Source organism: Haloferax sulfurifontis ATCC BAA-897 (assembly GCF_000337835.1).
Taxonomy (GTDB): Archaea; Halobacteriota; Halobacteria; order Halobacteriales; family Haloferacaceae; genus Haloferax; species Haloferax denitrificans.
Genome location: NZ_AOLM01000008.1, coordinates 211,404 through 237,442, shown reverse-complemented (window position 1 = coordinate 237,442; position 26,039 = coordinate 211,404). Strand labels below are relative to the sequence as shown.

Annotated in this window: 22 protein-coding genes; 18 read left to right on the top strand and 4 right to left on the bottom strand. The window is 65.8% G+C overall.

Features of this window, described 5'->3' with window-relative positions; all coding sequences use genetic code 11:
• The first annotated feature begins 70 nt into the window (after positions 1-70).
• The 5 genes from C441_RS05625 (at position 71) to C441_RS05605 (ending at position 4,644) form a co-directional block, all read left to right on the top strand.
• On the top strand, positions 71-1,075 hold the full coding sequence (locus C441_RS05625) for an ABC transporter permease (RefSeq protein WP_239640814.1): 1,005 nt from the start codon (positions 71-73) through the stop codon (positions 1,073-1,075).
• Positions 1,076-1,077: 2 nt separating this feature from the next.
• Entirely contained in the window at positions 1,078-2,103 is a 1,026-nt protein-coding gene (locus C441_RS05620; RefSeq protein ID WP_007274238.1) for an ABC transporter permease, read from the top strand.
• Between the two features lie 45 nt (positions 2,104-2,148).
• Positions 2,149-3,219, top strand: a complete 1,071-nt coding sequence (locus C441_RS05615; RefSeq protein ID WP_007274237.1) for an ABC transporter ATP-binding protein — start codon at positions 2,149-2,151, stop codon at positions 3,217-3,219.
• Positions 3,216-4,277 carry an ABC transporter ATP-binding protein gene (locus tag C441_RS05610; protein ID WP_007274236.1) on the top strand — a complete coding sequence of 354 codons (1,062 nt, stop codon included), beginning with the start codon at positions 3,216-3,218 and terminating at the stop codon, positions 4,275-4,277. The genes C441_RS05615 and C441_RS05610 overlap by 4 nt, the downstream gene beginning before the upstream one ends.
• Before the next feature lie 148 nt (positions 4,278-4,425).
• Positions 4,426-4,644, top strand: coding sequence for a hypothetical protein (locus C441_RS05605; RefSeq protein ID WP_049920461.1), 219 nt, complete (start codon positions 4,426-4,428; stop codon positions 4,642-4,644).
• 150 nt (positions 4,645-4,794) lie between these two features.
• On the opposite strand, the gene C441_RS05600 is transcribed toward C441_RS05605, so the two are convergent.
• Entirely contained in the window at positions 4,795-5,925 is a 1,131-nt protein-coding gene (locus C441_RS05600) for an enolase C-terminal domain-like protein (RefSeq protein WP_007274234.1), read from the bottom strand.
• A gap of 131 nt (positions 5,926-6,056) precedes the next feature.
• A complete protein-coding gene (locus C441_RS05595) occupies positions 6,057-7,484 on the bottom strand; it encodes a sulfatase family protein (protein ID WP_083874900.1) in 1,428 nt (475 codons plus the stop codon).
• 56 nt (positions 7,485-7,540) lie between these two features.
• Between C441_RS05595 and C441_RS05590 the strand changes: the two genes are divergently transcribed.
• Positions 7,541-9,157, top strand: coding sequence for a glycosyl hydrolase family 28 protein (locus tag C441_RS05590; RefSeq protein ID WP_007274232.1), 1,617 nt, complete (start codon positions 7,541-7,543; stop codon positions 9,155-9,157).
• 169 nt (positions 9,158-9,326) lie between these two features.
• On the top strand, positions 9,327-9,743 hold the full coding sequence (locus tag C441_RS05585) for a GlcG/HbpS family heme-binding protein (protein ID WP_004972082.1): 417 nt from the start codon (positions 9,327-9,329) through the stop codon (positions 9,741-9,743).
• Positions 9,744-9,827: 84 nt separating this feature from the next.
• Here the strand turns inward: C441_RS05585 and C441_RS05580 are convergent, their stop codons facing one another.
• The gene (locus C441_RS05580; protein WP_007274231.1) at positions 9,828-10,691 is read right to left on the bottom strand and encodes an SMP-30/gluconolactonase/LRE family protein; all 864 of its coding nucleotides are present in this window, start codon (positions 10,689-10,691) and stop codon (positions 9,828-9,830) included.
• 760 nt (positions 10,692-11,451) lie between these two features.
• Between C441_RS05580 and C441_RS05575 the strand changes: the two genes are divergently transcribed.
• From C441_RS05575 to C441_RS05530, 10 genes are all read left to right on the top strand, one after another.
• Complete coding sequence (locus C441_RS05575; protein ID WP_007274230.1) at positions 11,452-13,197, top strand: ABC transporter substrate-binding protein; 1,746 nt, start codon at positions 11,452-11,454, stop codon at positions 13,195-13,197.
• Entirely contained in the window at positions 13,194-14,225 is a 1,032-nt protein-coding gene (locus C441_RS05570; RefSeq protein ID WP_007274229.1) for an ABC transporter permease, read from the top strand. Before C441_RS05575 ends, C441_RS05570 begins: the two co-directional genes overlap by 4 nt.
• The gene (locus C441_RS05565; protein WP_007274228.1) at positions 14,222-15,121 is read left to right on the top strand and encodes an ABC transporter permease; all 900 of its coding nucleotides are present in this window, start codon (positions 14,222-14,224) and stop codon (positions 15,119-15,121) included. Before C441_RS05570 ends, C441_RS05565 begins: the two co-directional genes overlap by 4 nt.
• Complete coding sequence (locus tag C441_RS05560; protein ID WP_007274227.1) at positions 15,118-16,230, top strand: ABC transporter ATP-binding protein; 1,113 nt, start codon at positions 15,118-15,120, stop codon at positions 16,228-16,230. The genes C441_RS05565 and C441_RS05560 overlap by 4 nt, the downstream gene beginning before the upstream one ends.
• Positions 16,223-17,296: an ABC transporter ATP-binding protein gene (locus tag C441_RS05555; RefSeq protein ID WP_007274226.1), complete on the top strand. Its 1,074-nt coding sequence runs from the start codon at positions 16,223-16,225 to the stop codon at positions 17,294-17,296. Before C441_RS05560 ends, C441_RS05555 begins: the two co-directional genes overlap by 8 nt.
• Positions 17,293-18,384, top strand: a complete 1,092-nt coding sequence (locus C441_RS05550) for a DUF917 domain-containing protein (RefSeq protein WP_004972097.1) — start codon at positions 17,293-17,295, stop codon at positions 18,382-18,384. The genes C441_RS05555 and C441_RS05550 overlap by 4 nt, the downstream gene beginning before the upstream one ends.
• A complete protein-coding gene (locus C441_RS05545) occupies positions 18,377-19,921 on the top strand; it encodes a hydantoinase/oxoprolinase N-terminal domain-containing protein (RefSeq protein WP_007274225.1) in 1,545 nt (514 codons plus the stop codon). The genes C441_RS05550 and C441_RS05545 overlap by 8 nt, the downstream gene beginning before the upstream one ends.
• A complete protein-coding gene (locus tag C441_RS05540) occupies positions 19,921-21,009 on the top strand; it encodes a DUF917 domain-containing protein (protein ID WP_007274224.1) in 1,089 nt (362 codons plus the stop codon). Before C441_RS05545 ends, C441_RS05540 begins: the two co-directional genes overlap by 1 nt.
• Positions 21,006-22,121 (top strand): DUF917 domain-containing protein, encoded by a 1,116-nt coding sequence (locus C441_RS05535; RefSeq protein WP_007274223.1) that lies wholly within the window; start codon positions 21,006-21,008, stop codon positions 22,119-22,121. Before C441_RS05540 ends, C441_RS05535 begins: the two co-directional genes overlap by 4 nt.
• Positions 22,122-22,326: 205 nt before the next feature.
• Complete coding sequence (locus tag C441_RS05530) at positions 22,327-22,857, top strand: Lrp/AsnC family transcriptional regulator (RefSeq protein ID WP_007274222.1); 531 nt, start codon at positions 22,327-22,329, stop codon at positions 22,855-22,857.
• A gap of 33 nt (positions 22,858-22,890) precedes the next feature.
• On the opposite strand, the gene C441_RS05525 is transcribed toward C441_RS05530, so the two are convergent.
• On the bottom strand, positions 22,891-24,201 hold the full coding sequence (locus tag C441_RS05525) for an aspartate aminotransferase family protein (RefSeq protein WP_049920460.1): 1,311 nt from the start codon (positions 24,199-24,201) through the stop codon (positions 22,891-22,893).
• 259 nt (positions 24,202-24,460) lie between these two features.
• Between C441_RS05525 and C441_RS05520 the strand changes: the two genes are divergently transcribed.
• A complete protein-coding gene (locus tag C441_RS05520; protein WP_007274220.1) occupies positions 24,461-25,840 on the top strand; it encodes an NAD-dependent succinate-semialdehyde dehydrogenase in 1,380 nt (459 codons plus the stop codon).
• Positions 25,841-26,039: the final 199 nt, after the last annotated feature.

The following is a 26,039-nucleotide window of genomic DNA, read 5'->3' as shown; positions in this document are numbered from 1 at the left end:
GAGACGGCACCCCCCACGGGCTTAACCACCACAATTAAGCTCTCTCACGCTAGAAGCCAAACTATTAATAATGACACCAAAGTATTTGTTGAAGCGTCTCGGGCAAGCGATACTGACGTTTTTCGTCACGATGACGGTCTCGTTTCTGCTGTATCAGGCCATGCCCGGTGGCCCGACGGAAGCGATGCGGAGCGTTATCCTCTCGCAGAGCGGCGGGAGCGTCGACATCGACCGATTGAACAGGATGATACAGCTCTACACGAACGTGAATCCGGACCAGCCGATGCACGTACAGTACTTCAACTACGCGTCTGACGTGATTCTCCGGCAGGACCTCGGCACCTCGTTCTTCAAAAACGAGGAGGTCACGACGCTCATCATGCAGCGCATCCCGTGGTCGATGTTCATCAGCGTCTACGCGCTCGCTCTGGGCTACTCGCTGAGCATCTTCCTCGGCGTGATGACGGCCTACCGCGAGAAGTCGCGGTTCGACTCCACGGTGTCATCGCTCATCATCGGGCTCAACTCGATTCCGTACTACATCGTCGGCGTCGTGCTCATCTACTTCCTCGCCATCCAGAACAACTACTTCCCGACGGGCGGCCGCATCGGCTCGGGCATCGCGGCGGGGTACAACCCCGAGTTCATGCTCAGTCTCGTGCAACACGCGGCGCTCCCGGCGATTTCGATGGGCGCGCTCGCGACCTCCGGCGCGCTCGCCATGCGCGGCAACGCGATTCGCGTCCTCGGCGAGGACTACATCCGCGTGGCGCAACTGCGGGGCCTCCGCGAGACCCGCATCGCCACGCAGTACCTCGGGCACAACTCCATCCTCCCGATGTACACGCAGTTCATGATCGGCATCGCCGGCGTCTTCAGTAGCGCCGTCATCGTCGAGGAGGTGTTCGCGTACCCGGGCATGGGCCTCCTGATGTTCGAGGCGGTCAAGACGCAGGACTACCCGCTTTTGATGGGCACGCTCCTCGTGTTCACGGCGATTTCGCTGACCGCCATCTTCATCGCCGACCTCACGTACACGCTCATCGACCCGCGCATCTCGGTGGGTGAGGAGTAACTATGAGCGAAGCACATTCCGACTCGTTCGACCTGAAGGACCTCTACGACGAAGACATCGACCCGGACCCCGAATCGCGGGCCGACCGCACGAAGCGATTCCTCGAAATGAATATCGTCGCCCCCGCGCGCATCGCGGTCGACGACTGGCGCGCGCTCGTCGGCGGCGCGATTCTCGCCTTTTTCCTCCTCATGGGAACCGTCGGCGTCTGGCTCGTCGAGCGGCCGACGAGCGGTGACGCCCCCGTCCTCGCCGCGCCGTTCGAATCGCTCGCGTACCCGCTCGGCACCGACGTGTTCGGCCAGCCGATTCACGCCCAACTCATCCACGCGACGCCGGGCATGTTCAAGATGATCTTCGCGGGCGCGGTCGTGAGCGTCGGCTTCGCCGCCCTCGTGGGCGTCGTCGCCGGCTTCGAACACGGCACGCGTATCGACTCGTTCCTGATGACCGTCACCGACGTCGTCATCACGATTCCGGGCCTGCCGCTCATCATCGTCATCACGGCCATCTTCCAGCCCGAGAACCCCTACATCGTCGGGGTGTTCCTCGGCATCGACAACTGGCCGGGACTGGCGCGGACCGTCCGCTCGCAGGTGCTGAGCATCCGCGAGGAGTCCTACGTCGAGGCGTCCGAAATCATGGGCATCCCGCTGTCGTCGATTCTCCGGCGGGACATCCTCTCGCAGCTCATGCCGTACGTGATGATAAACGGGGCGCTCACCTCTCGACGCATCATCTTCGAGTCCGTGGGTCTGTACTTCCTCGGCATCCTGCCCTTCACCACGTTCAACTGGGGCGTGATGATGAACCTCGCGTACGAGGGCAACGCGCTCACCCGACCGGACATGCTCCCGTGGATGGTCGCGCCCATGGTCTGTATCTTCCTGCTGTCGTTCGGACTCGTCCTGCTATCGCAGGGGCTCGACAGCCTGTTCAACGTCCGTCTCCGGGCACGCCACGCGAAAACCTCGAAGAAGAAAGGCACCTCGAAGAACAACCAATCGCAGGCGACCGGCGGGGACTGACCCCGTGCCAACACCTATTACCAGACGATGACTACCAACCAAACAATGCGAACGTCGAATCAGAACGACTCGAACCCGGACCAAGACGTCGTGTTCGAAGTCCGCGACCTGGAGGTCACCTTCGGGACGAACCGAGGCGAATCGAGAGTCGTCCGCAACGTCGATTTCGACATCTACCGCAACGAGACGCTCGGCATGGTCGGCGAAAGCGGGAGCGGCAAGTCCATGACCTCGTCCGCGTTGATGAACGCGGTCGTCAGCCCGGGGGAGACCTCCGGCGAAGTCACCTACTACCCGCCCGACGGCGGCGAGCCGATTTCCGTGCTCGACCTCGACGAAGAGGAGCTTCGGAAGTTCCGCTGGGGCGAAGTCGCCATGGTGTTCCAGGGCGCGATGAGTTCGTTCAACCCCGTCAAGAAGGTCCGCGGCCACTTCAGGGAGACCCTCGAAGACCACAACCGCGACGTCGAGGCGGGGCTCGAACGAGCCCACCAGATTCTGGGCGACCTCTACTTAGACCCCGACCGCGTCCTCGACTCGTACCCCTACGAGCTCTCGGGCGGGATGAAACAGCGCGCGCTCGTCGCGCTCGCGCTCATCCTCGAACCGGAGGTGCTCGTGATGGACGAGCCGACCGCCGCGCTCGACCTCCTGATGCAACGCTCTATCGTCTCGCTTCTCAAGGAGCTCAAAGAGGAGTACGAGCTGACGATTATCTTCATCACGCACGACCTGCCGCTTCTCACCAAGCTCGCGGACCGGCTCGTCGTGATGTACGCGTTCGACATCGTCGAGGTCGGCTCGACCGAAGAGATTCTCTACGACGCGGCGCACCCCTACACCCGGTCGCTCCTCAACGCGACGCCGGACCTGAACGCGCCCATCGAGGAGATGCAGTCGATTTCGGGCTCGAAGCCCGACCCGGTGACCAACATCCCCGGCTGTTCGTACCGGCCGCGGTGCCCGATGGCCGACGAGTCCTGCGCGGAGGCGGAACCGCCGATGGCGGACCGCGGCAACGGCCACCGAACCGCGTGTTTCTACCACGACGACGTGTCCGACGAAATCCCGATTCCCGCGATGGAAGCGGCCGAAGAGGGCGGTGAGGGCGAATGAGCGTCGACGACTCCATCCTCTCGGTGGACGACGTGTCGGTCCACTTCACGGACAGTAGCGGCTTCCTCGGCCTGTTCGGCGAGCGGCAGACGGTCCGCGCCGTCGACGGCATCTCGCTCGACATCGGCGAGAACGACGTGGTCACGCTCATCGGCGAGTCCGGCTGCGGCAAGTCGACGCTCGGAAAGACCATCATCGGCGCACAGGAGCCGACTCACGGGTCGATTACCTTCCGAGGACAGGACATCTGGGAGGCGAAAAACGACCGCGACCCGGACATCCCGTTCTCGGAGATTCGGCGGTCCCTCCAGATAATCCACCAGGACCCCGGGAGCGCGCTGAACCCGAACCAGCGCATCCTCACCTCGCTGATGCTCCCGCTGAAGAAGTGGAACCCGAACCTCGGGGAAGAAGAGCGCCGAAAGCGCGTCTACGCGCTCCTCGAACGCGTCGGGCTCACGCCCGCCGAGGACTTCGTCGAGCGGTTCCCCCACCAGCTCTCGGGCGGCGAGAAACAGCGCGTCGTGCTGGTCCGGTCGCTGTTGTTGAACCCGGACGTCATCCTCGCCGACGAGGCCATCAGCGCCCTCGACGTGAGCCTCCGGGTGGAGATGATGGACCTGATGCTCGAACTGCAGGACCTGTTCGACACCTCCTACGTCTTCATCAGCCACGACCTCTCGAACGCCCGGTACATCGCCGAGAAGTCCGGCGGCCGCATCGCCGTCATGTACCTCGGCCGCATCGTCGAAGTCGGGCCGATAGAGCAGGTCATCGGCAACCCCCAGCACCCCTACACGCAGGCGCTGAAGTGGGCGACGCCGAACCTCTACGAGGGCGACGAGGACGACGACCTCCCGATTCGGAAAATCGACATCCCCGACCCGACGAACCGCCCCAGCGGCTGTCACTTCCACCCGCGGTGTCCGAAGGCGCGGGAGGTCTGTCAGACGAACGACCCGGGCGCGTTCGAAGACGAGACCGGCCACGCCGCGCGGTGCTTCCGCGCCGACGACACCCACGAGTACTGGGACAGTCCGAGCATCGTCGACGACTGAGCCACCCGGCCCCGTTCGCGGACGCCGCGACCCCGCAACCCTCGTTCCAACCGTCCCGTTTTCGCCGCGTAGAGCCGTCTGAGCCGGTCGAACGACGCCCGAACGAACAGTATCTATTTGTGTGCGGAGAGCCACCGTGTGGGTACGTATGTCAGTCAACGCATCGCGCGTGCCTTCGCTCCGGAAGGCCGCGTCGTCGAACCGGAACTTCATCATGACCGTGCTCGCCGGCGTCTTCATGATTGTCCTCGCGCGCTTCGTCCTCGACGGGACGATCGCGGGGATGTTCGGCGTCTGGGGCATCTCGCTCGTCGGCGTCGGCGTCGGCGGTTACCTGTTGCTCCGACTCTGGGGCGCGTACAATTGACCGCGAGAACCGGACAGCACCGAGCGTCGAACTAACACACCGAACCGAAAAACAGCGCGCAACGCCGCGTCAGCGACCGCCGTCGATGCTGTTTCGTAGCGGCCCTCGTCAGTTGTTCCGTACGCCGTCTCGCCGCGCGCTCTCGCGCGGTTACTCGACGCGGTTGGCGTCGATGTAGTCCCAGTCGAACGCGTAGCCGAGGCCGGGCGTCTGCGGCAGTTCGACCACGCCGTTGTCGTCGATTTCGTCCGGCGGGTGTTCGAGACCGGGGAAGTACGTCTCGTAGTCGTGTTTCGGGTGCAGGAGGCCGCGCTCGTAGTACCGGCCGGGGAACGCCATCGTCCCGAGCAGTTGGAGGTTGGGCGCGTCGCGGCCGTGAATCTCGCACTCGATGTTGAACGACTCGCAGAGGCCGACCGCCTTCAGCGCGGGCGTGATACCGCCCACGTCGTAGACGCCGACGCGGATGATGTCGGCGATGTCCCGCTTTATCCACTCGGCGCGGGTGTGCATCCGGCCCTCGGCGGTCTCGGGGCCGACGACGGCGATGTCGAGTTCGTTCGAGAGCCACTCGTAGGATGACATCGAGTGTTCGTCCATCGGCTCCTCGATCCAGCGGAAGTCGAGGTCTTCGAGCGCCTTCCCGATTTTCTTGGCCTCGCTCCGGCTGTAGAAGTGGTGGGCGTCGAGCATGAGGTCGATGTCGTCGCCGACGCGCTCGCGGACCGCCCGGCAGGCGGCGATGTCCCGTTCTGGGTCGTCGCCGAACGGCGGCATCCACGTGTGGAGCTTGACGGCCTGATAGCCCTCCGCGACGAGTTCCTCGGCGAAGTCTGCGTACGCCTCGGGCGAGCCGAGTCCGTCGGGGTCGTCGTCGCCGACCATCGTACTGCCGTAGGCCGGGAGCGAATCGCGCGCCGCGCCGATGAGTTGGTAGACCGGGAGGCCGGCGTCCTTGCCGGCGACGTCCCAGAGCGCGCAGTCGATGGGGGCGACGCGCTTGTCGGTGAGCGTCCCCTTGTTCAGTCGCTCGGCCCGACAGAGCAGTTGCCAGAGCTTCTCGCGGTACAGCGGGTTCTCGCCGACGAGGTGCTTTTTCGCGAACTCGTTGGCCGCCTCGTGACCGCCGCGGCAGTAGCCGTCGGGGCCGCCGTCGACGACGACGTGCGTGATGGTCCGCGTCGACTCCCTCGGCTCGCCGGGGTGGCCGTGGCCCTTCTCGTCGGGGTCGATGTGGGACTCACAGCTGAACCGGATGGTACGGATGTCGCTGATCTCCATTCGTGGTAGTCGGTTACGCGGAACGCTCATAAAAGTACGGCGGGACCGGCGATTTCGGGGACCGGACGGCGAGGAGTGCGGGGGAGAGAACCCGGGGAGAGCGGGGGAAAGAACCCGGTGACGCCGGTCGGTCAGTCCAGCACGTCGGCCGGCTCCTCGGGGTACGGCTCGCGGACGAGCCGACCCATGTCGATTTCCTGGTACGGCGCGCGCCGGAGCGTCCCGTTCTCGACGAACTCGTCCGCTCCCGCGTCGGTCAGCTTCTCCGCCAGCGCGTCGCGGAGTTCGGCGACGACCTCGGGGTTGTCGGCGGCGCACTCGTCGAGTTCGTTCGGGTCGGCCGCGAGGTCGAACAGCTGTTCGCGGCCGCCGTTGCGCATGAACACGTACTTCCAGCGGCCCTCGCGGACCATCCCGGTGAAGTTCGGCGGGAGCCGCGGCGTCCGGTGGTAGCCGAACAGCCGCTCGCGGGGCTCCGCGTCGCCCCGAATCGTCCCGAGCACGTCGACGCCGTCGCGGAGCTCCTGGTCGCCCGCGGCGGTCGTCGCGATGCCGAACAGGTCGGTCAGCGCCACGAGGTCGTCGCGGCGGTCGCCCTCCGGAAGCTCCGCGGGCCAGCTCACGAGGAACGGGACGCGACACGACGGCTCGAAGAACGACGACTTCTCCCAGCCGCGGTGGTCGCCGAGGAGTTCGCCGTGGTCCGAAAAGAAACAGATGAGGGTGTTGTCGGCGTCGTCGCGGGCCTCGACCGCGTCGAGCAGGCGACCGATGCGCCGGTCGACCTCCGAAATCATCCCGTAGTAGTACGCCTTGATGACCCGGACGGTGGTGTCGTCGATGCCGCCCTCGCGGGTCGTCCAGAAGTGGTGGTTCTGGGCGGGTATCTTCTCGTCCATGTGGTCGGTTTCGATGCCGCCTTTCACCGGGTTTCCGAGCCGCTCGGGGTCGTACATCCGGTCGAAGGGCGGCGACGGCGCGAACGGCGGGTGCGGCGGTTCGTACGAGACGAGGCCGAAGAACGGCTCGTCGGTGTCGCGGCCGACGAGGTCGACCGCGCGGTCGGTCATCCACGCCTCGTAGTTGTCGTCCGGCGGGAGTCGGTTCTGTTGGGGGAGGTGGACCATCGCGCCCTGCCGGGCGGTCGTCTTGACCTCGTGGCCGGTCTCCTCGCGGAACGCCTCGAAGCTCAGGTGGTGGTCGTAGCCGAGGTCGATGTCGCGGGGGTGGGCGTGGTACTTCCCGACGAGGAACGTCCGGTAGCCACGCTCGCGCATGCTCCGAGCGAGGAAGGGGCCGCACCGGTCTTCGAGATGTCGCGCGTCGCGCTTTTCGTTCCCGAGGTAGCCCGTCGAGACGGCCTCACAGCCGGTTCGAATCGTGTGTCGCGCCGGGATACAGATGGGGTCGGGCGAGTAGGCGTTGGTGAAGGAGACGCCGCGGTCGACCAGTCGGTCGATGTTCGGGGTGTGGATTCGACTGTTTCCGAGCGCCCGAATCGTGTCCGACCGTTGCTGGTCAGTCATCACGAACAGGACGTTTGGGCGAGCATCACTCACGGCCGAACTCCGACCACCAGTAGTATAAAGATAGGCCACCGCGACGGTACGCGTACATGCCGCCCACAGCGAGTGCCTTCGACGTGACAGCCTACGCCGACGAGACGGACGACCTCCAGACCGAGGCGTTCCAGACCGCCATCGACGACTGCACGGAGTCCGACGGCGGAACCGTTACCGTCCCCAGCGGGACGTACACCGTCGGAACCGTCCATCTCCGAAGTAACGTGACGCTCTATCTGGAAGCCGGCGCGGTCGTCAGCCCCGCGAAAGACGAAGCCGAGTACACGGACAAGTTCATCGGCCCCGACAACGAGCGCATCTTCTTCCTCGCCGAGGACGTAGAGAACGTCACCATCGCCGGCGAGGGCGAGTTCGACGGCCTCGGAACCGAGTTCATGCGGATGGACACGCCCATTCAGGGCCACTCCAACGAGAGCGCGTCGCACCCGCTCATCTCGAACGGCCCCCACGAGGCTCGACAGGGCGACGCCTACCTCTCGCGGACGAAGGGGACCGAGGGCTGGCCCGTCGCGAAGCCCGACTTCCGCCCCGGTCCGATGTTCCGGTTCAACAACTGTACGAACGTCCGCATCCGCGACGTGACCATCCGCGACATGCCCGCGTGGACGCTGTCGTTCCACGGGACCGAGGAGGTCGACATCCGCGGGGTCGACATCCTCAACCACCTGCTCATCCCGAACTGCGACGGCATCGCGCTCGGCGACACGAAGAACGTCCACATCTCCGACTGCACCATCCAGTCGTGCGACGACAGCATCACCTTCGGCGCGCGACCCGACGAGCCGGTGACCTGCGAGGGCATCGTCGTGACGAACTGCACGCTCCGGTCGAGCGCCTGCGCAATCAAGTTCGGCTCGGGCACCGACGACACGATTCGCGACTGCCTGTTCCAGAACATCGTCGTCCAGGAGTCGAACCGCGGCCTCGGCATCCAGCACCGCGACTCGGGCGTCGTCGAGAACGTGCTTTTCACCGACATCGTCGTCAACTCCAACATGCTCCCCGGCCCGTGGTGGGGCAAGGGCGAACCCATCTACGTCACGTCGGTCCCGCGGGACGACGACACCGACCTCGGCGGGATTCGGAACGTGCGCTTTTCGAACATCGTCGCGCGCAGCGAGAACGGGGCGCTCGTCTACGGCTCCGAGGACTCCGACATCGAGACCGTGGAGTTCGACAACGTCCGCATCGAACTCACCGGGAGCGAGCACGCCGACGAGGTGGGCGGCAACTTCGACCTCCAGCCGAGTTCGGTCGTCACGCCCATCTTCGCCAACGACATCGCCGGCGTCCACGTCGAGAACGCCCGTGACGTGACAATGCGCGACGTGACCGTCGAGTGGGACGACAGCGACGACCTGCCAGACTACTACCGGAGCGGGCTGGCCTGCGAGGACGTTGACGGCCTGCTCGTCGACGGCTTCGTCGGTAGACAGGCCCACCGCGACGACGACGCGGCGGCGATTTCGCTCGTCGACACGACGGACATCACGGTTCGGAACTCCCGGGCGGCAGAGGGGACGGGGACGTTCCTCTCGCTTTCGAACACGGACGGCGAACGCCTGTTCGTGAACAACGACCTCATCGACGCCGCCGACGCCGGCGACGTGGAGTCGTTCGAGCGGTCGGGGAACGCCCTCCCGCGGTAACCCGTACGTTCAAGCCGACGCGACAACGACGGACGAACGCGAAAACGCGCAGTCGAGCGCGCGGCGTTCGATTCGGTTCGGATAGCCGTATCGCCGGCTATGTCCGCTAAGACGGCCGTTCTCCCCGTGAACGGTGGTTTTTTCTCCCGAGCGGTCGACGGTCGAGTCGATGGTTCAAGAGCTAACGCTAGCCGAAGCCAAGACGATTCTCGACGCGGCGGAGGAGAAAGCCGAAGAACTCGGCGTCCCGCTGAACCTCGCGGTGACGAACAGCGAGGGGAACCTCCTCGGGTTCCGCCGGATGGACGGCGCGAAGCTCGTCGCGAGCAACATCGCACAGAACAAGGCCTACACCGCGGCCGCGGTCAAGAAGCCGACCCACGAACTGAAGGAAGGAGCCGAACCCGGCGGCGACGTGTACGGCCTCCACACCACCGACAACGGTCGCGTCGTCGTCTTCGGCGGCGGGTTCCCGGTCGAACACGACGGCGTCGTCGTCGGCGCGGTCGGCGCGAGCGGCGGCGCGGTGTCCGAGGACATGGAAGCGTCCCAGGCGGGGCTCGAGGCGTTCGAACCGCTCCGCTGAGACGCCCGCGTCGGAGTCGCCGAGTTCGGGTTCGGTTCCGACGACACCCAATCCAGCGTATCTGTCCTCACGGTCCCTTTTCGGTCAGAAGCGGACGTACGCCGAGCGGTCGGTCTCGGCCGCGTAGAGGCACCCCGTCATGTCCGCGACGTAGAGCGTCGAGCCGTCCGGCCCGCCGAGCGTGCAGTTCGTCGGGCGGTTCTCGGGGAACGGGTGGCGTTCCAGCACCTCGCCCGACGGGGAGAAGACGTAAATCGACGGCCCCGGTCCGCCCTTTTCCCACCCGGCGCAGGCGACGATTTCGCCCGACTCCGTGAGCGTCATGCCGTCGATGCCGCGGTGGTCGCCGAAGTCGTGCAGTATCTCGCGGGGGCCGAGCGACCCGTCGTCCCGAATCGGGTAGGCTCGCAAATCGGTGTCTTGGTCCGGGCCGTAGGTGCACTCGGCGACGTAGAGCCGCGATTCGTCCGGCGAGAGGAGGATGCCGTTCGGCCGGTCCATCTCGTCGGTGAGCTGGACGAGTCGCCAGTCGTCTCTCGGGTCCGCTCGCTCGGCCCGGAAGACGGAGGTGTGGCCGAGCAGTCCCCGGTCCTTGTCGTCCGGGTCGGTGAACCAGATATCCCCGTCGCGGTCGATTTCGAGGTCGTTCGGCCCGTTGAGCGCCGTCCCCTCGAACTCGTCGACGACGACCGTCGCGGGTTCGTCCGGGGTGAGCGCGGCGATGCGGTGGCCCTCGGCCTCACAGGCGTACAGCTCGCCGTCGAGGCCCTCGTGAAGCCCGACCGCGCCGGCGGTCGAGTCGATGTAGACGCCGGTCTCCCCCGTCTCGGGGTCGTATTCGAGGACCCGATGCTCCGTTATCTCCGTGAATCGAACCGCGTCGCCGGTCCAAATCGGGCCCTCAGTCGCCCGGAACGGACCCGCGACTCGCTCGAACTCCCATGCCATCGAGTGGTCGTTCTTTCCACGGGGACTTAAACGTCGTCCGACGGGCTCGGAGTCGGTCGCTCGGTCGTGAGATTCCGTTTTGTCAATCATAATTCCGATTTTAGAAACAAGATAGAGAGGGATGTTGTCCAACGGAAGCGACACAGCACTGTCCGAATTACGGACTCGGCACAGAACAGAATCCGAGAAGAAGTATAAAATTATTTTGATAGTTTGAGTAAGCAACGTTAGAAATGACATATTGAGTTTCCGAGAAGAATATATTTTAGAATACTTTGCTCAAATATATATATATATATATACCCTAATTGAACAATTTTGTCTACATTAAGGCAGACTTAGATTCTAAATGTACTGTTTTTCGGAGAATTGTTCTAGTTCAGGTATATCTCGTTTAGAAATATCAACTAGGATTTTTATATACTATTTTGGTAAATCTTCGTGAGAAACCAACCGATAACGGTATCCCCGGGAATCGCGACTCGTCGCGGAGACAAACGATGAGTCGCGGATGCGCGCGTGAGAGAGCAGTCGACGGCGGAGAAACCGGCCCCGGTCGTTACCCGCGACAGGACGTGGTTCCGTAGAGGAGGGCGGTGTCGGTCGATTACCACCGCAAACCGAGTGGTGTGCTAGAAGACACACAACCACGTTGTTCCATATTGTTCATACAGCATTCCACTTTGAACCGAGAATATTGTTTTAGGTTACTATACGGTATCTTTATGTGCCATTGCAACTCTGTGAGAATGAGTAACGTATGTCGAGAAAAGACATCACACAGACGCGGTCGCAGGTGGGGTCGAAATCGGAGTCAATCCGCGCTCGGTTCGGAGACGCGGCGAGTCGTCGGAACTTCCTCAAGGTCCTCGGGACGGCCGGCATCGCCGGTCTCGCCGGCTGTTCCGGCGGCGGTGAGAGCTACAACGGTGAAGAGCAGACGACGGCCTCGGGCGGCGACGGCGAGGGGACGGAGACGGAGACGTCGTCCGGCGGCGACTCCGGGAGTTCGACGCTCCGCATGAGCGCGACCCAGCGCTTCGGGACGGTCGACCCCGCGAAGGGGACGGACTACACGCAGGTGCTCGCGCTGGTCAACCTCTACGACCCGCTCGTGTTCCCCGACACGGAGGGGAACCTACAGGGACACCTCGCCGAGGACTGGACCGTCTCGGACGACAACCAGACCTACACGTTCACGCTCCGCGAGGGCGCGACGTTCCACAGCGGCAACCCCGTCACGGCGGAGGACGTGCAGTTCTCGGCCGAGCGCTTCCTCGATATCAATCAGGGCTACTCGTCGCTACTCGGGAACGTGCTCTCGAAGGAGAACGTGACCGTCGAGGACGAGCGGACGGTGTCGTTCACGCTCGACCGCGTCCACTCGCCGTTCCTCGCGACGCTCGTGTTACTGTTCGTCGTCGACAAACAGCAGGTCCTCGACAACGCCGAGGACGGCGACTTCGGCGACCGCGGCGACTACGGCCAGTCGTTCCTCAACGACAACGACGCCGGCTCCGGGCCGTACGAACTCGCGGGCTTCGAGCGGCAGGCGCAGATTTCGTTCAGCCGCTACGCCGACTACTGGGGCTCGTTCAAAGACGGCGCGTACGACAACGTCACCGTCCAAATCATCACCAACGACCCGACGGTTCGCTCGCTGATGAAGACGGGCGAACTCGACATGTCGAGCCAGTACCAAAGCGAGGAGACCTACGAGGCGCTCGCGGCCGAAGACGACATCCGCGTCGAGTCGGTCCCGACGGTGACGACGTTCTACTTCAAAATCAACACCCAGAAGGCCCCGACCGACGACCCCGCCGTCCGCGAGGCGATGGCCTACGGCTTCGACTACGAGACGGCGCGCAACGAAATCGCGCCGGGGTCGCTCCCCGCGCAGGGGCCGCTCCCGACCTCGTTCGGCGTCCACAACGACGACATCGTCCAGCCGACCTACGACCCCGAGAAGGCGCGGCAGATTCTCGCCGACGCCGGCTACGAGGAGGGCGACATCACCGTCCAGAACACCTACGTGAAAGATTACGGCCTCGAAGAGAAGATGGGGCTTCTGTTCCAGCAGAACATGGACGAAATCGGCATCGACGTCGAGTTGAACCCCCAGACGTGGGGGACGATGACCGAACTCGCCACGAGCGTCGAGGACACGCCGCACATCAATCAGGTGTTCTACGGCCCGGTGTACCCCTCGCCCGACACGGTGTTCTACAACCAGTACCACTCTGAAGCCGCCTCGACGTGGATGAGCATGGAACACCTCGAAGACGAGGCGGTCGACTCCCTCATCGACGAGGCGCGCTCGACGGTCGACGCCGACGCTCGCGCCGAACTGTACGCCGAGGTGCAGGAACGCATCGCGAACCAGTACCCCGACCTGTTCATCTTCGTCCAGTCGAAGAAACACGCCTTCGCCGACGACGTGCGGGGCTACACCTTCCGCCCGTCGATGAGTTTCGACTACTGGTTCCCCGACTTCTACCAAGAATGAAGTACTGGCAGTACCTCGTGCGCCGGCTCGCGGGCATCCTCGTGAGTCTCATCGGCCTGTCGATAATCATCTTCACCACGTCACGAGTGCTCCCCGGGAACCCCGCGCGGATGGCCCTCGGCGCGCTCGCGTCGGAAGAACAGGTGCAGGCGCTCGCGGCCGAGATGGGCCTGAACGAGCCGATTCCCCTGCAGTACCTCGACTACATGCGGGGCCTGCTCGTCGGCGACCTCGGCACGAGCCTCGAGACGAAGCGCGCGGTCAGCACCGACATCGTCTACTACCTGCCGGCGACGCTCGAACTCATCACGGTGTCGATGTTCCTCACCGTCGTCATCGGAATTCCGCTCGGCGTCGTCGCCGCGCAGAACAAAGACGGCCTCGCCGACAACGCGACCCGGCTCGTCGCGTTCTTCAGCGTGAGCGTGCCCGGCTTCTTCATCGCAATCATGTTCCAGCTGATATTCGGCTACCTGCTCGAATGGCTCCCCATCACGGGGCGACTCGGCTCGGAGTTCGGCTCGGGCGTCTCGCGGTTCACGGGCTTCCTGCTCGTGGACACCCTGCTGTCGGGGAACCTCGCGGCCCACGTCGACGCGTGGGCGCACATCATCCTCCCGGCGCTCGCGCTCTCGCTCGCCGGCATCGGACAGGTGATGCGCATCACCCGGTCGAGCATGATCGACGTGAAAGACCAGGACTACGTCGAGGCCGAACGCGGCTTCGGCCTCCCCTCGTGGCTCGTCACGTACAAGTACACGCTCAAGAACGCGTTCATCCCGACGCTCACGATTCTGGGGCTGTTGTACGCCTCGCTTCTGGGCAACGCGTTCCTCATCGAACTCGTCTACTCGTGGCCCGGCCTCGCGTCCTACGGCGTCACCGCGGTGCTGAACAACGACTTCAACGCCGTCGTCGGCGTCACGATGACCATCGGGGTCGCGTTCGTGAGCATCAACTTCCTCGTCGACGTGCTGTTGGGTCGCGTCGACCCGCGCATCAGACTGGCGATGGAGGAGGCGACATGAGCGCCGAACCGGCGAGCGTCCTCGACCGGGTCGTCTCGGCCGAGCGCCGCGAACTCTGGCAACGGTCGTGGAAGCGCTTTACCAGCAGGCCGATGAGCGTCATCGGTCTCGGCATCATCGTCGCCATCGTCCTGCTCGCCGTCTTCGCGCCCGTCGTCGCGCCGTACCCCGAACACGCCGGGAAGTTCACCGACTTCTCGAACACGCTCCAGCCGCCGAGCGTCGACCACCCGCTGGGGACCGACCACGTCGGCCGCGACGTGCTCTCGCGCATCCTCTTCGGCTACCGGCTGTCGCTCATGCTCGTGGGCGTCGTCCTCGGCTTCGGCGTCCCCGTGGGCGTGCTCCTCGGCCTCGTCGCCGGCTACTACGGCGGCTGGACCGAGACGATTATCATGCGGGCGACCGACACGGCGCTCGCCTTACCGCCGCTCGTGATGGCGTTGGCAATCACGTCGGCCCTAGAGCCGACGCTGACGAACGCGATGATAGCCATCGCGGCGCTGTGGTGGACGTGGCACGCCCGCCTCGTCCAGAGCATCGTCGCCAGCGAGCGAAGCGAGGAGTACGTGCAGGCCGCGAAGCTCGCCGGCGCGAGCACGCCGCACATCCTCTTCCGGGAGATTCTCCCGAACACGCTGTCGCCGATTCTGGTCAAGGTGACCCTCGACGCGGGCTTCGTCATCCTCATCGGCGCGGGCCTGTCGTTCATCGGCGTCGGCGTCCAGCCGCCCCAGCCCGGCCTCGGCACGATGGTCAGCCAAGGAACGTCCTACCTGCCCGACTCGTGGTGGGTGAGCGTCTTCGCCGGGCTCGCAATCTTCGTCCTCGTGATGGGGTTCAACATGCTCGGCGACGGCCTGCGTGACCTCTTCGACGTGGAGGTGAACCGATGAGACTCGACGAGCCGGTCGCCGAGAACCCGCTTTTGACCGTCGAAGACCTCGAAGTCGGCTTCGAGTCGTTCGACGGCCTCGCGGAGGTCATCGACGGCGTCAACCTCTCTATCGGTAAAGGCGAGGTCGTCACCATCGCCGGCGAGACCGGCTGTGGCAAGTCGGTGACGATGAAGTCCATCCTCCGCTTGCTCAATCAGCCGCCGGCCCGCGTCAGCGGCGAAATCACGTTCGACGGGACGGAACTGCTGTCGCTTTCGGACCGCGAGTTCGAGCGCGTCAAGGGCCAGCGGATGAGCCTCGTCTTCCAGGACCCGATGTCGAGTCTGAACCCGACGTTCACCATCGGCGAACAGCTCACCGACACCGCGCAGTTCGGCGGCGACAGCGACACGGGCGTCGTGGAGTTCTTCCGCCGCCGCTTCAGCGGCGAGCGCGACGAGGCCCGCCAGCGCGTCTTGGAGATGCTCCGCGAGGTCCAGATGCCGGACCCCGAGAACATCATGGACTCGTACCCGTCGCAACTGTCCGGCGGGATGCGCCAGCGCGCGCTCATCGCGCAGGCCCTGCTGAACGAGCCGGACCTGCTCATCGCCGACGAGATCGGCACCGCGCTGGACGTGACGATTCACGACCAGATTCTCGACCTGCTGAAGGACCTCATCGAGAACCACGACCTGAGCGTCCTGATGATCACCCACAACCTCGGCGTCGCCCGACAGGTGAGCGACCGCGTGTACGTCATGTACGGCGGCCGCATCGTCGAGACCGCGCCGACAGACGAGCTGTTCGAGAACCCGAAACACCCCTACACGCAGGGGCTCATCGCGTCCATTCCGCGCCTGACGGGCGACGAGATGGCGACCGGCATCGACGGCTCGATTCCCGAGTACCTCGACCCGCCGCCGGGCTGTCGGTTCGCGCCGCGGTGTCCCTACGCCACCGCCGAGTGCGAGCAGGCCCGCCCGGAGATGTACGAGCGCGGCCCGCAGACCGGCGTCGAGTGCGTCCTCTACGACGAGGCCGTCCCGGCGTCCGAGCGGCCGACCGTCGAGGAGACCCGGAGCCACATGACCCGGCGGCCGGGCAAGCAGACGGGGGGTGACTGACGTGTCCGAACCCCTGCTCGAAGTCGACGACCTGAAGAAGTACTTCCCCGTCAAAAGCGGCATCATCAAGCGCACGTCCGACCACGTGAAAGCGGTCGACGGCGTCTCGTTCGACATCGACCGCGGCGAGACCCTCGCGCTCATCGGCGAGTCCGGCAGTGGGAAAAGCACCGTCGCGCGGACGATTATCGGCCTGACCGGCGCGACCGGCGGGACCGTCAGGTTCGACGGCGAGGACATCACGAACGCGACCGACGAGCAACTGGCTCGCCTCCGGTCGCGCGTCCAGATGGTGTTTCAGGACCCCACGTCGAGTCTGAACCCACGGCGGACCATCGGCAAGTCGCTCGCGGTCCCGCTGAAGGCCCGCGGCGTGCCGAAGTCCGACCTCCGGGAGCGCGTGGTCGACCTGCTCGAACGCGTCGAGTTGAACGACGAGTACTGGAACAAGTACCCCCACGAGCTCTCCGGCGGGCAGAAACAGCGGGTGAACATCGCCCGCGCGCTCGCCGTCGAGCCGGAACTGCTGTTGCTCGACGAGCCGACGAGCGCCCTCGACGTGAGCGTGCAGGCGAAGATTATCGCGCTCCTCGAGGACTTACAGGCGGAGTTCGGCCTCACCTACCTGTTTATCACCCACGACCTCTCTCTGGTCCGCAACTTCGCCGACGAGACGGCCGTGATGTACCTCGGCGAGATTCAGGAACGCGGCCCCACGCAGGAGGTCTTCCAGCGGCCGCGACACCCCTACTCGCGGGCGCTTCTCTCCGCGATTCCCGTCACGACCGACGAGGAAGAGGCGTACAAGCCGCGGCACGAACCGCTCCGGGGCGAAATTCCGAGCCCGCGGGACGTGCCCGCGGGCTGTCGGTTCCACACGCGGTGTCCCTACGCGACGGACGCGTGTTCGACCGACGAACCGCAGTTCGTCGCGGTCGACGCCGGCCCCAGCGTCCGGTGTCACATCTACGACGAGGCGTACGCCGACGCGTTCGACGACGTGCCCGAGGTGGCCGTCGCGGCGGTCGCCGACGAGACAGTCGCACCGAACACCCACGAACCATGAAGATAACCACAGACAACATCGACGACTTCGCCACCGGCGCGACCGTCCTCGGGACCGGCGGCGGGGGCGACCCCTACATCGGGAAGCTGATGGCACAGCAGGCAATCGAAGAGCACGGTCCCGTCGACCTCATCGACCCGCGCGACGTGCCCGACGACGCGCTCGTCATCCCGAGCGCGATGCTCGGCGCGCCGACCGTGATGGTCGAGAAGATGCCGAAGGGAACCGAGGCGCTTTCCGCCTTCGAGGCGCTCGAAACGCACCTCGGACAGGAGGCCTACGCGACGATGAGCATCGAGGCGGGCGGGCTGAACAGCACCGTCCCCATCGCCGTCGCCGCCGCGCTCGGACTCCCTCTCGTGGACGCCGACGGCATGGGCCGGGCGTTCCCCGAGGTGCAGATGGTGACGCTCACGATGGGCGGCGTCAGCGCCACCCCGATGAGCATCGCCGACGAGAAGGGCAACTCGCTTCTCGTGAACACCGTCAGCAACGAGTACGCCGAGGCGTTCGCCCGCGTGACGAGCATCGAGATGGGCGGCGCGTGCATGATAGGCACCTACGCGCTCTCCGGCTCGGAGGTCCGCGAGCACGCGATTCTCGACTCGATGTCCCTCGCCCACGACATCGGCGAGTCGATTCGCACCGCCAAGCACCGCTCGCAGGACCCCGTCGAGGCGGTTCTCGACCTCACCGACGGCTACGAGCTGTTCGCGGGGAAGATAACCGACGTGGAGCGCCGAACCGAAGGCGGCTTCGCGGTCGGCGAGGCGACCCTCGACGGCATCGACGACTGCGAGGGCCGGACGTTCACCCTCGACTTCCAGAACGAGAACCTCGTCGCCCGCGACTCGGAGCGCGGCGTCGTGGCGAGCACCCCCGACCTGATTACCGTCCTGGACGCCGAGACGGGCGACCCCGTCACCACCGAGCGACTCGCCTACGGCCACCGGGTGCGGGTCATCGGGATGCCGTGTTCGCCGAAGTGGCGAACCGACGAGGGACTCGACCTCGTCGGGCCGGGGTACTTCGACTACAGCATCGACTACGAACCAATCGAAACTCTCCAGCAACCCAAACATGACTGACTACCGAATCGGAATCGACGTCGGCGGCACCAACACGGACGCCGTCGTCATGGACGGCGACGACAACCTCCTCGCGAAGACGAAGACCCCCACCACGGAAGACATCACGTCGGGCATCCTCAACGCCCTCGACGTGGTCCTCGACGACAGCGGCGTCTCCGAGGACGAACTCGACTACGTGATGCTCGGCACCACCCACGCGACGAACGCCATCACGGAGCGCCGCGGCCTCAACGAGGTCGGCGTCATCCGAATCGGCGCGCCCGCGACCCAGAGCATCCGCCCGCTTCTCGAGTGGCCCGACGACCTCGCCGAGGCGATCGGCAACAACGTCGCCATCCTCGACGGCGGCCACGAGTTCGACGGCCGGCTCCTCAACGACCTCGACGAGGAGCAGGTCAGAGCGCAGGTTCGCGAGTTCGCCGACGTGGACGCCTTCGCCGTGACGAGCGTCTTCTCGCCCGTCCGCGACGACCACGAGACGCGGGTCGCCGAACTCATCCGCGAGGAGGTCGGCGACGACGTGCCCATCTCCGTCTCGAACGAAATCGGGAGCGTCGGCCTGCTCGAACGCGAGAACGCGACGGCGCTCAACGCCGCGCTCACGAGCGTCGCCTCGGAGGCCGCGAACGCCTTCGTCGAGGCGATGGACGAACGCGGCATCGACGCGAACCTCTACTTCGGCCAGAACGACGGGACGCTGATGAGCGTCGACTACGCCATCCGCTACCCCATCTTCACGGTCGCCAGCGGCCCCTCGAACTCGGTCCGCGGCGCGGCGTACCTCTCGGCGGTCGAAAACGGTATCATCGTCGACGTCGGCGGCACGACGACCGACGTGGGCGCGGTCACCGAGGGCTTCCCCCGCGAGAGCAGTGTCGCCGTCGAAATCGGCGAGGTGAAGACCAACTTCCGCATGCCCGACATCATCGCCATCGGCATCGGCGGCGGCTCCATCGTCTCGACCGACGGCGGCGTCACCGTCGGCCCCCAGAGCGTCGGCTACAAGCTGACCGAGGAGGCGAAGTGTTTCGGCGGGGAGACGCTGACCGCGACCGACCTCGAAGTCGCCGCGGGCACCATCGACATCGGCTCCGAGACGCCGGACGTCGACGGTGAAATCGTCGAGGCCGCCCGCGAGTACGTCAGAGAGCGCGTCGAGCGCGAGGTCGACCGAATGAAGACGAGCGCCGAGCCGGTCCCCGTGGTCATCGTCGGCGGCGGGAGCATCCTCGTCCCCGACGACATCGCGGGCGCGAGCGAGGTCCACAAGCCCGACCACTACGAGGTCGCGAACGCCGTCGGCGTCGCCATCGCGCAGGTCTCCGGCGAGGTCGACCGCATCTACAGCCTCGACGAGATGGACCGCGAGGAGGCCATCCAGCACGCGAAAGACGAGGCCACCGACAACGCGCTTGCGGCCGGCGCGGACCCCGAAAGCGTTGACATCGTCGACGTCGAGGAGGTCCCGCTTTCGTACCTGCCCGGCAACGCGGTGCGAATCAAGGTGAAGGCCGCCGGGGCGCTCGACCACTGATGACGGTCGAAATCGGCGTCGAGGAGATAGAGGACATCGCGCTCGGCGCGACCGTCCTCGGGACCGGCGGCGGGGGCGACCCCCACGTCGGCAAGCTCGTGGCGAAACAGGCCATCGAGGAGTTCGGCCCCGTCGAACTTCTCCCCCCGGACGAACTGGACGCGGACGACTTCGTCATCCCGACCGCCCAGATGGGCGCACCGACCGTCTCGGTCGAGAAGCTCCCCAGCGGGCGGGAAGCCGTCACTTCGATGGAGCGAATCGAGCGCGAACTCGGGAAGACCGCCGACGCGACGATGCCGATCGAGTGCGGCGGCATCAACTCGACGTTCCCCTTCGCCGTCGCGGCCCGCCGCGGGCTTCCCGTGGTGGACGCCGACGGCATGGGCCGAGCGTTCCCCGAACTCCAACACGAGACGTTCAACATCTACGGCGTCAGCGGGACGCCCGCGGCCGTCAGCGACGAGCAGGGGAGCACCTGCCTCATCGAGACCGAGGACAACGACCAGTTGGAGTGGCTGGCCCGCGGCGTCACCGTCAGAATGGGCGGCGTCGCCTACGTCTCGGACTACCCGATGACCGGGACGCAGGTCAAAGAGACCGCCATCCCCGGCACGATGTCGCTCGCGAAGAACCTCGGCCGCGCGCTCCGACTCGCCGAGGACGACGCGATGAGCGCCATCCGCGAGGTGACCCGCGAGTCGATTTACGGCGAGGCGCGGTCGCTGTTCGAGGGGAAAATCGTGGACGTCCAGCGCCGCACCGAGCGCGGGTTCGTCTTCGGCCACGTCGATATCGACGGCCTCGACGGCGACGAGGGCTCGACGATGCGCATCGAGTTCCAAAACGAGAACCTCGGCGCGGCGGTCGACGGGAGCTACGTGGCGACCGTCCCCGACCTCATCACCGTCCTCGACCGCGAGACGGGCGGTCCGATTCCGACCGAGAGCCTCCGGTACGGGGCGCGGGTCCGCGTGCTTGGCATCCGGACGCCCGAGATAATGCGGACGCCCGCCGCGCTCGACGTGTGGGGGCCGGCGTCGTTCGGCCTCGAAGCGACCTACGAACCACTCGCGGACCACCCATGAGTTTCGACATCCCACACCTGACGGAGATAACGCTCGACGACCTCGAGGCGCTCGGCACCGGCGCGGGCATCCTCGGCACCGGCGGGGGCGGCAACCCCCGCCTCGGCCGCCTGCGACTCCAGACGCTCCTCGAAGACGACGCCTACCCCGACTCGGTCGAACTGGTCGACCCGCGGGACCTGTCGGCGGACGCCACCGTGGCGAGCGTCGGCGGGATGGGCGCGCCCACCATCAGCGTCGAGAAGTTCGCCGGCGGCGACGAGGAAGTGCAGTCGCTTCGGGCCATCGAGGACCTCTCCGGCGAGACGGTCGACGCGCTCATCCCCGGCGAAATCGGCGGCGCGAACAGCATGGCCCCGCTGTGCGTGGGGGCGATGACCGACCTCCCCGTGGTCGACGCCGACGGCATGGGCCGGGCGTTCCCCGAACTCCAGATGGACACGTTCTTCATCTACGGGACGCCCGTGAACTACGCGGCGACGACCGACGAGCGCGGCAATCAGGTCGTCTACCGGGACATCGACTCGGCCAAGCGCCTCGAAGACCTCGCGCGGGCCATCACCGTTCAGATGGGCGGCCGCTCGGGCTACGCCTTCCCGCTCATGACCGGCGAGTTCGTCTCGGAGTACGCGGTCCCCCACACCGTCTCGCTCGCCACCGAACTCGGGCGGGCGGTCGAACGCGCCCGCGACGCCGGCACCGACCCCGTCGACGCCGGCCGCGAACTCCTCGGCGGCGAGGAGCTGTTCGCCGGCAAAATCGTGGACGTACACCGGCGCAACCGAGACGGCTTCGCCCTCGGGAGCGTCACGCTCGCCGGGTTGGACGAGGACGCGACTCTCGAAATCGAGTTCCAAAACGAGTTCCTCGTCGCGCGGGACGACGACGGCGAGCTTCTCACGACCGTCCCCGACCTCATCTGCCTCGTCGACACCGACACCGGCGCGCCGGTCATGACCGACGCGCTACGGTACGGCCAGCGCGTCCGCGTCCTCGGCGTTCCCGCGCCCGAACTGCTCACGACGCCCGAGGCGCTCGACGTCATCGGCCCCGAAGCGTTCGGCTACGACATCCCCTACGACCCGCTTTCGCGGGACGAGACGGGATGGTGACGCCGCGGTCGCCGCGGTCCCACCGCCGTCCTAACCGCTGAATCGCCCTCGACGCCGCGTTTCGCGCGGCGTCCCGCGACCGAACCAACTCGTACCACCACCCCGCCCCGACGCGTTGACTAGCCAATTCGGCACAACTCACGTGTCGTTTTGATTCGTTTACGCCACCAGCAGTTTCAAATCGAACCCCCGAATACATCCGACCATGGAAAACCCCGACCTCACGTCCGCCGACGCCCCGTCCGACCCGAACACGCCGGAGGCGGTCCTCGAAAACTACCTCGACGAGCACGACTACGAGATATTCCGCGCGCTCAACGAGAACGGCCGCATCTCAGACACGGAGCTCGCCGAGCGCGTCGGTCTCTCCCGGACCGCGGTTCGTCGCCGCCGCGAGAAGCTTCAGGAGAGCGACGTGCTCGAAATCCTCGCGGTCATCGTCCTCCAGGAGGCCGACCTCGCCGACGCGCAGGTGCTCGTCTCGTTCAATCAGCACGTCTCTTCCGACGTGCGGACCGAGTTCATCACGATGCTCATCGACGAGGGACTCGTCTACAACACGAGTTCCTGTCTCGGCGAGTACGACCTCGTCTTCAGCGCGTGGCACACCGACCTGAACGCGCTGAAGGAGTACGTCTGGGACCTCTTCGACGGCGAGGAAATCGTCGACGACTACACCATCATCCCGCTTCTGAAGACGTGGAAGGCGTGGGACAAAGAGCTGGACCGCCCCTGAATCGGTCGAGTGCGCGGTAAGGAGGACTCCTGTTCAGGCCAGGTCGTCCAGCGCGGCGCGGAGCGCGTCGACGGCCTCGCCGAGTTGCGCCTGCGAAATCGTCAGCGGCGGCTGGAAGCGCATGACGTTCTTGTAGTAGCCGCCGACGCCCATGACGACGTTGGACTCCTCGCGGAGGTGCTCGCCGACCGCGGCCGCGAGGTCCTTGTCCGGGGCGGGCGCGACGTGTTGCGGGCCGGTCGTCTCCGGGTCGACGAGTTCGATGCCCTGCATCAGCCCGAGGCCGCGGGCCTCGCCGACCACGTCGTAGTCGGATTCGAGCGTGGCGAGTTCGGCCGAGAGCCACTCGCCGTTCTCGCGGGCGTTGTCGATGATGCCGTTCTGGAGTTCCTCGATGGTCGCCAGCGCGGCGGCGCAGGCGACGGGGTTGCCGCCGAACGTCGAGAGGTGGTCGCCGGAGCCGAACGCGTCGGCGATTTCCGCGGGGGCCGTGAACGCGCCGAGGGGCAGGCCGTTTGCGATGCCCTTCGCCTGCGTCAGGATGTCCGGTTCGACGCCGAAGTGCTCTGTGGCGAACAGTTCGCCGGTGCGGCCGTAGCCGGTCTGGACCTCGTCGGCGATGAGGAGCGCGCCGTGGTCGTGGGCGATGTCCCGCACGCGCTTGAGCCACGCCTCCGAGGGGACGACGATGCCGGCCTCGCCCATGACGGGTTCGACGACGACCGCCGCGAGGTCGCCGCTGGTGTGCGAGCCGATGACCCGTTCGAGCGCGTCGGCGCAGTCCGCGCCGCAGGTGTCGCCATCACAGCGGGGACACCGGTAGGCGTACGGCGGCGCTGTGTGAGCCACGTCGTTAATCGTCGGGGCCATGTCCTGCTTGTAGGCCCTGTTGCCGGTGAGCGCGAGGCTTCCGAGGGTGCGGCCGTGGAAGCCCATCTCCAGCGAGATGACCTCCTTGGAGCCGGTGTACTTCCGGGCGAGCTTGATGGCCCCCTCGACCGCCTCGGTGCCGGAGTTACAGAAGAAGGACTTCTGGAGGACGCCCGGCGTCACCTCGGCGATGGTCTCCGCGAGGTCGGCCACCGGCCGGTTGGGGTGGACGTACGAACAGCCGTGGACGAACTCCTCTAACTGCTCGGTCGCGGCCTCGACGACGGCCTCGTTGTTGTGTCCGACGTTCGTCACCGAGATGCCGGAGAACACGTCGAGGTACTCGTTGCCGTCGAAGTCTTCGAGGGTACAGCCGGACGCCCGCTCGACCGGGACGTTCAGCGATTTCCAAATCGGCATGAGGTAGTCGTCGTACGCCGCCTCGACCGACGAGTTCGTCGTCCGTTCTCTCATGAACACAAGTTCTAAACTGAATCCTAATAAATTATACTGTGTAGGACAAAGTTCGAATTCAGCCATCATCTTCGGTCGCAAGACGGTCGCACGGAACTCGAACGTGGCTGGATACCTCGTACTCGACTCCGTTCGCCACCGATGGCTCGTTGAACACAGTCCAAATAATCTCACTCTACTGGAACATTTATCAACATCTGGGACGACAGTCGGGGCAAGCGGGAGTCGCGAGCGACCGCCGCGCTCCCGAGAGCCGACCATGAAATCCATCAACCCCGCAACCGAGGAAGTCATCGAGACGCACGAGGAACACGACGAGGCGACGGTCGACGCGCGCTTGGACGCCGCGTGGGACCGGTTCGAATCGTGGCGCGAGACCCCGATTTCGCGGCGCGAGAAGTTGCTCGCGTCCGCGGCCGACGTGCTGCGCGAGCACAGCGAGGAGTACGCGAGCCTGATGACAGAAGAGATGGGCAAGCCCATAGAGCAGGCGGTCTCCGAGGTCGAAAAGTGCGCGTGGGTCTGCGACTACTACGCCGAACACGCCGCCGAGTTCCTGCAGGACGAGCACATCGGCACCGTGCCGGGGTCGAAGACGTACGTCTCCTACGAGCCCATCGGCCCGGTGCTCGCGGTGATGCCGTGGAACTTCCCGTTCTGGCAGGTGTTCCGGTTCGCGGCCCCGCACATCACCGCCGGCAACGTCGCCGTGCTCAAGCACGCGCCGAACGTCTTCGGCTGTGCCGACGCCATCGCCTCCGTCTTCGAGCGGGCGGGCTATCCCGACGACGTGTTCACCTCGCTGCAGATTCCCGCCGAGCGCGTCGCCGGCGTCATCGAAGACGACCGGGTTCGGGGCGTGAGTCTGACCGGAAGCACCCGCGCTGGACGGGCCGTCGCGGAGACGAGCGGCCGCGAACTCAAGCCGACGGTGCTCGAACTCGGCGGGAGCGACCCGTTCATCGTCCTCGACGACGCGCCGCTCGAAGCGACCGCGAAGCAGGCCGCGCGGGCGCGAACGCAGAACAACGGCCAGTCCTGCATCGCCGCGAAGCGCTTTCTCGTCCACGAGGGAGTCTACGACGAGTTCGTCGAACGCTTCACCGAGGAGATGCGCGCGCTGACCGTCGGCGACCCGACGGACCCCGGAACTGACGTGGGGCCACAGGCGCGGGCGGACCTCATGGAGACGCTCCACGAGCAGGTCACGGCGTCCGTCGAGGCCGGCGCGACGCTCCGACTCGGCGGCGAACCGCTCGACCGACCCGGCCACTACTACCCGCCGACGGTGCTGACCGACGTGCCCGACGACGCGCCCGCGAGGACCGAGGAACTGTTCGGTCCCGTCGCTACCGTCATCGAAGTCGAAGACGAGACGGAGGCGATTCGCGTGGCGAACGACACGCCCTACGGCCTCGGCGCGAGCGTCTGGACCGCCGACTCGGAACGCGGCGAGGCGCTCACGACGAAGCTCACCGCGGGTAACGTCGCCGTCAACCACATCGTCGCGTCGGACCCGCGAGTCCCCTTCAGCGGGACGAAAGACTCGGGCTACGGGACCGAACTCTCCCGACACGGGATTCGAGAGTTCGTCAACACGAAGACGGTCTGGGTCGAGGACGCGCCCGCCGACGAGTAACCGAACCGGAACCCGGCGCGACGGCCGCGACGGCACCCGCGGCGACGCCCGGAAGGCGAATCGAACGCGGACGCTTTTTTTCGGTTCTGCGAGTTGACTACCGTTCGAACCGCCGGCCGTTTGGCGATTTTCCGGTGAATCGTCGGCCAGTTTGTCGTCCCAGACCATGATTCTCTATTGAACTGTATTCCTTATTTCC

Bases quoted from the DNA above. Each gene is read 5' to 3' on its own strand.
- C441_RS05625 (WP_239640814.1), top strand. From the start codon at position 71: ATGACACCAAAGTATTTGTTGAAGCGTCTCGGGCAAGCGATACTGACG.
- C441_RS05620 (WP_007274238.1), top strand. From the start codon at position 1,078: ATGAGCGAAGCACATTCCGACTCGTTCGACCTGAAGGACCTCTACGAC.
- C441_RS05615 (WP_007274237.1), top strand. From the start codon at position 2,149: ATGCGAACGTCGAATCAGAACGACTCGAACCCGGACCAAGACGTCGTG.
- C441_RS05610 (WP_007274236.1), top strand. From the start codon at position 3,216: ATGAGCGTCGACGACTCCATCCTCTCGGTGGACGACGTGTCGGTCCAC.
- C441_RS05605 (WP_049920461.1), top strand. From the start codon at position 4,426: ATGTCAGTCAACGCATCGCGCGTGCCTTCGCTCCGGAAGGCCGCGTCG.
- C441_RS05600 (WP_007274234.1), bottom strand. From the start codon at position 5,925: ATGGAGATCAGCGACATCCGTACCATCCGGTTCAGCTGTGAGTCCCAC.
- C441_RS05590 (WP_007274232.1), top strand. From the start codon at position 7,541: ATGCCGCCCACAGCGAGTGCCTTCGACGTGACAGCCTACGCCGACGAG.
- C441_RS05585 (WP_004972082.1), top strand. From the start codon at position 9,327: ATGGTTCAAGAGCTAACGCTAGCCGAAGCCAAGACGATTCTCGACGCG.
- C441_RS05580 (WP_007274231.1), bottom strand. From the start codon at position 10,691: ATGGCATGGGAGTTCGAGCGAGTCGCGGGTCCGTTCCGGGCGACTGAG.
- C441_RS05575 (WP_007274230.1), top strand. From the start codon at position 11,452: ATGTCGAGAAAAGACATCACACAGACGCGGTCGCAGGTGGGGTCGAAA.
- C441_RS05570 (WP_007274229.1), top strand. From the start codon at position 13,194: ATGAAGTACTGGCAGTACCTCGTGCGCCGGCTCGCGGGCATCCTCGTG.
- C441_RS05565 (WP_007274228.1), top strand. From the start codon at position 14,222: ATGAGCGCCGAACCGGCGAGCGTCCTCGACCGGGTCGTCTCGGCCGAG.
- C441_RS05560 (WP_007274227.1), top strand. From the start codon at position 15,118: ATGAGACTCGACGAGCCGGTCGCCGAGAACCCGCTTTTGACCGTCGAA.
- C441_RS05550 (WP_004972097.1), top strand. From the start codon at position 17,293: ATGAAGATAACCACAGACAACATCGACGACTTCGCCACCGGCGCGACC.
- C441_RS05545 (WP_007274225.1), top strand. From the start codon at position 18,377: ATGACTGACTACCGAATCGGAATCGACGTCGGCGGCACCAACACGGAC.
- C441_RS05540 (WP_007274224.1), top strand. From the start codon at position 19,921: ATGACGGTCGAAATCGGCGTCGAGGAGATAGAGGACATCGCGCTCGGC.
- C441_RS05535 (WP_007274223.1), top strand. From the start codon at position 21,006: ATGAGTTTCGACATCCCACACCTGACGGAGATAACGCTCGACGACCTC.
- C441_RS05530 (WP_007274222.1), top strand. From the start codon at position 22,327: ATGGAAAACCCCGACCTCACGTCCGCCGACGCCCCGTCCGACCCGAAC.
- C441_RS05525 (WP_049920460.1), bottom strand. From the start codon at position 24,201: ATGAGAGAACGGACGACGAACTCGTCGGTCGAGGCGGCGTACGACGAC.
- C441_RS05520 (WP_007274220.1), top strand. From the start codon at position 24,461: ATGAAATCCATCAACCCCGCAACCGAGGAAGTCATCGAGACGCACGAG.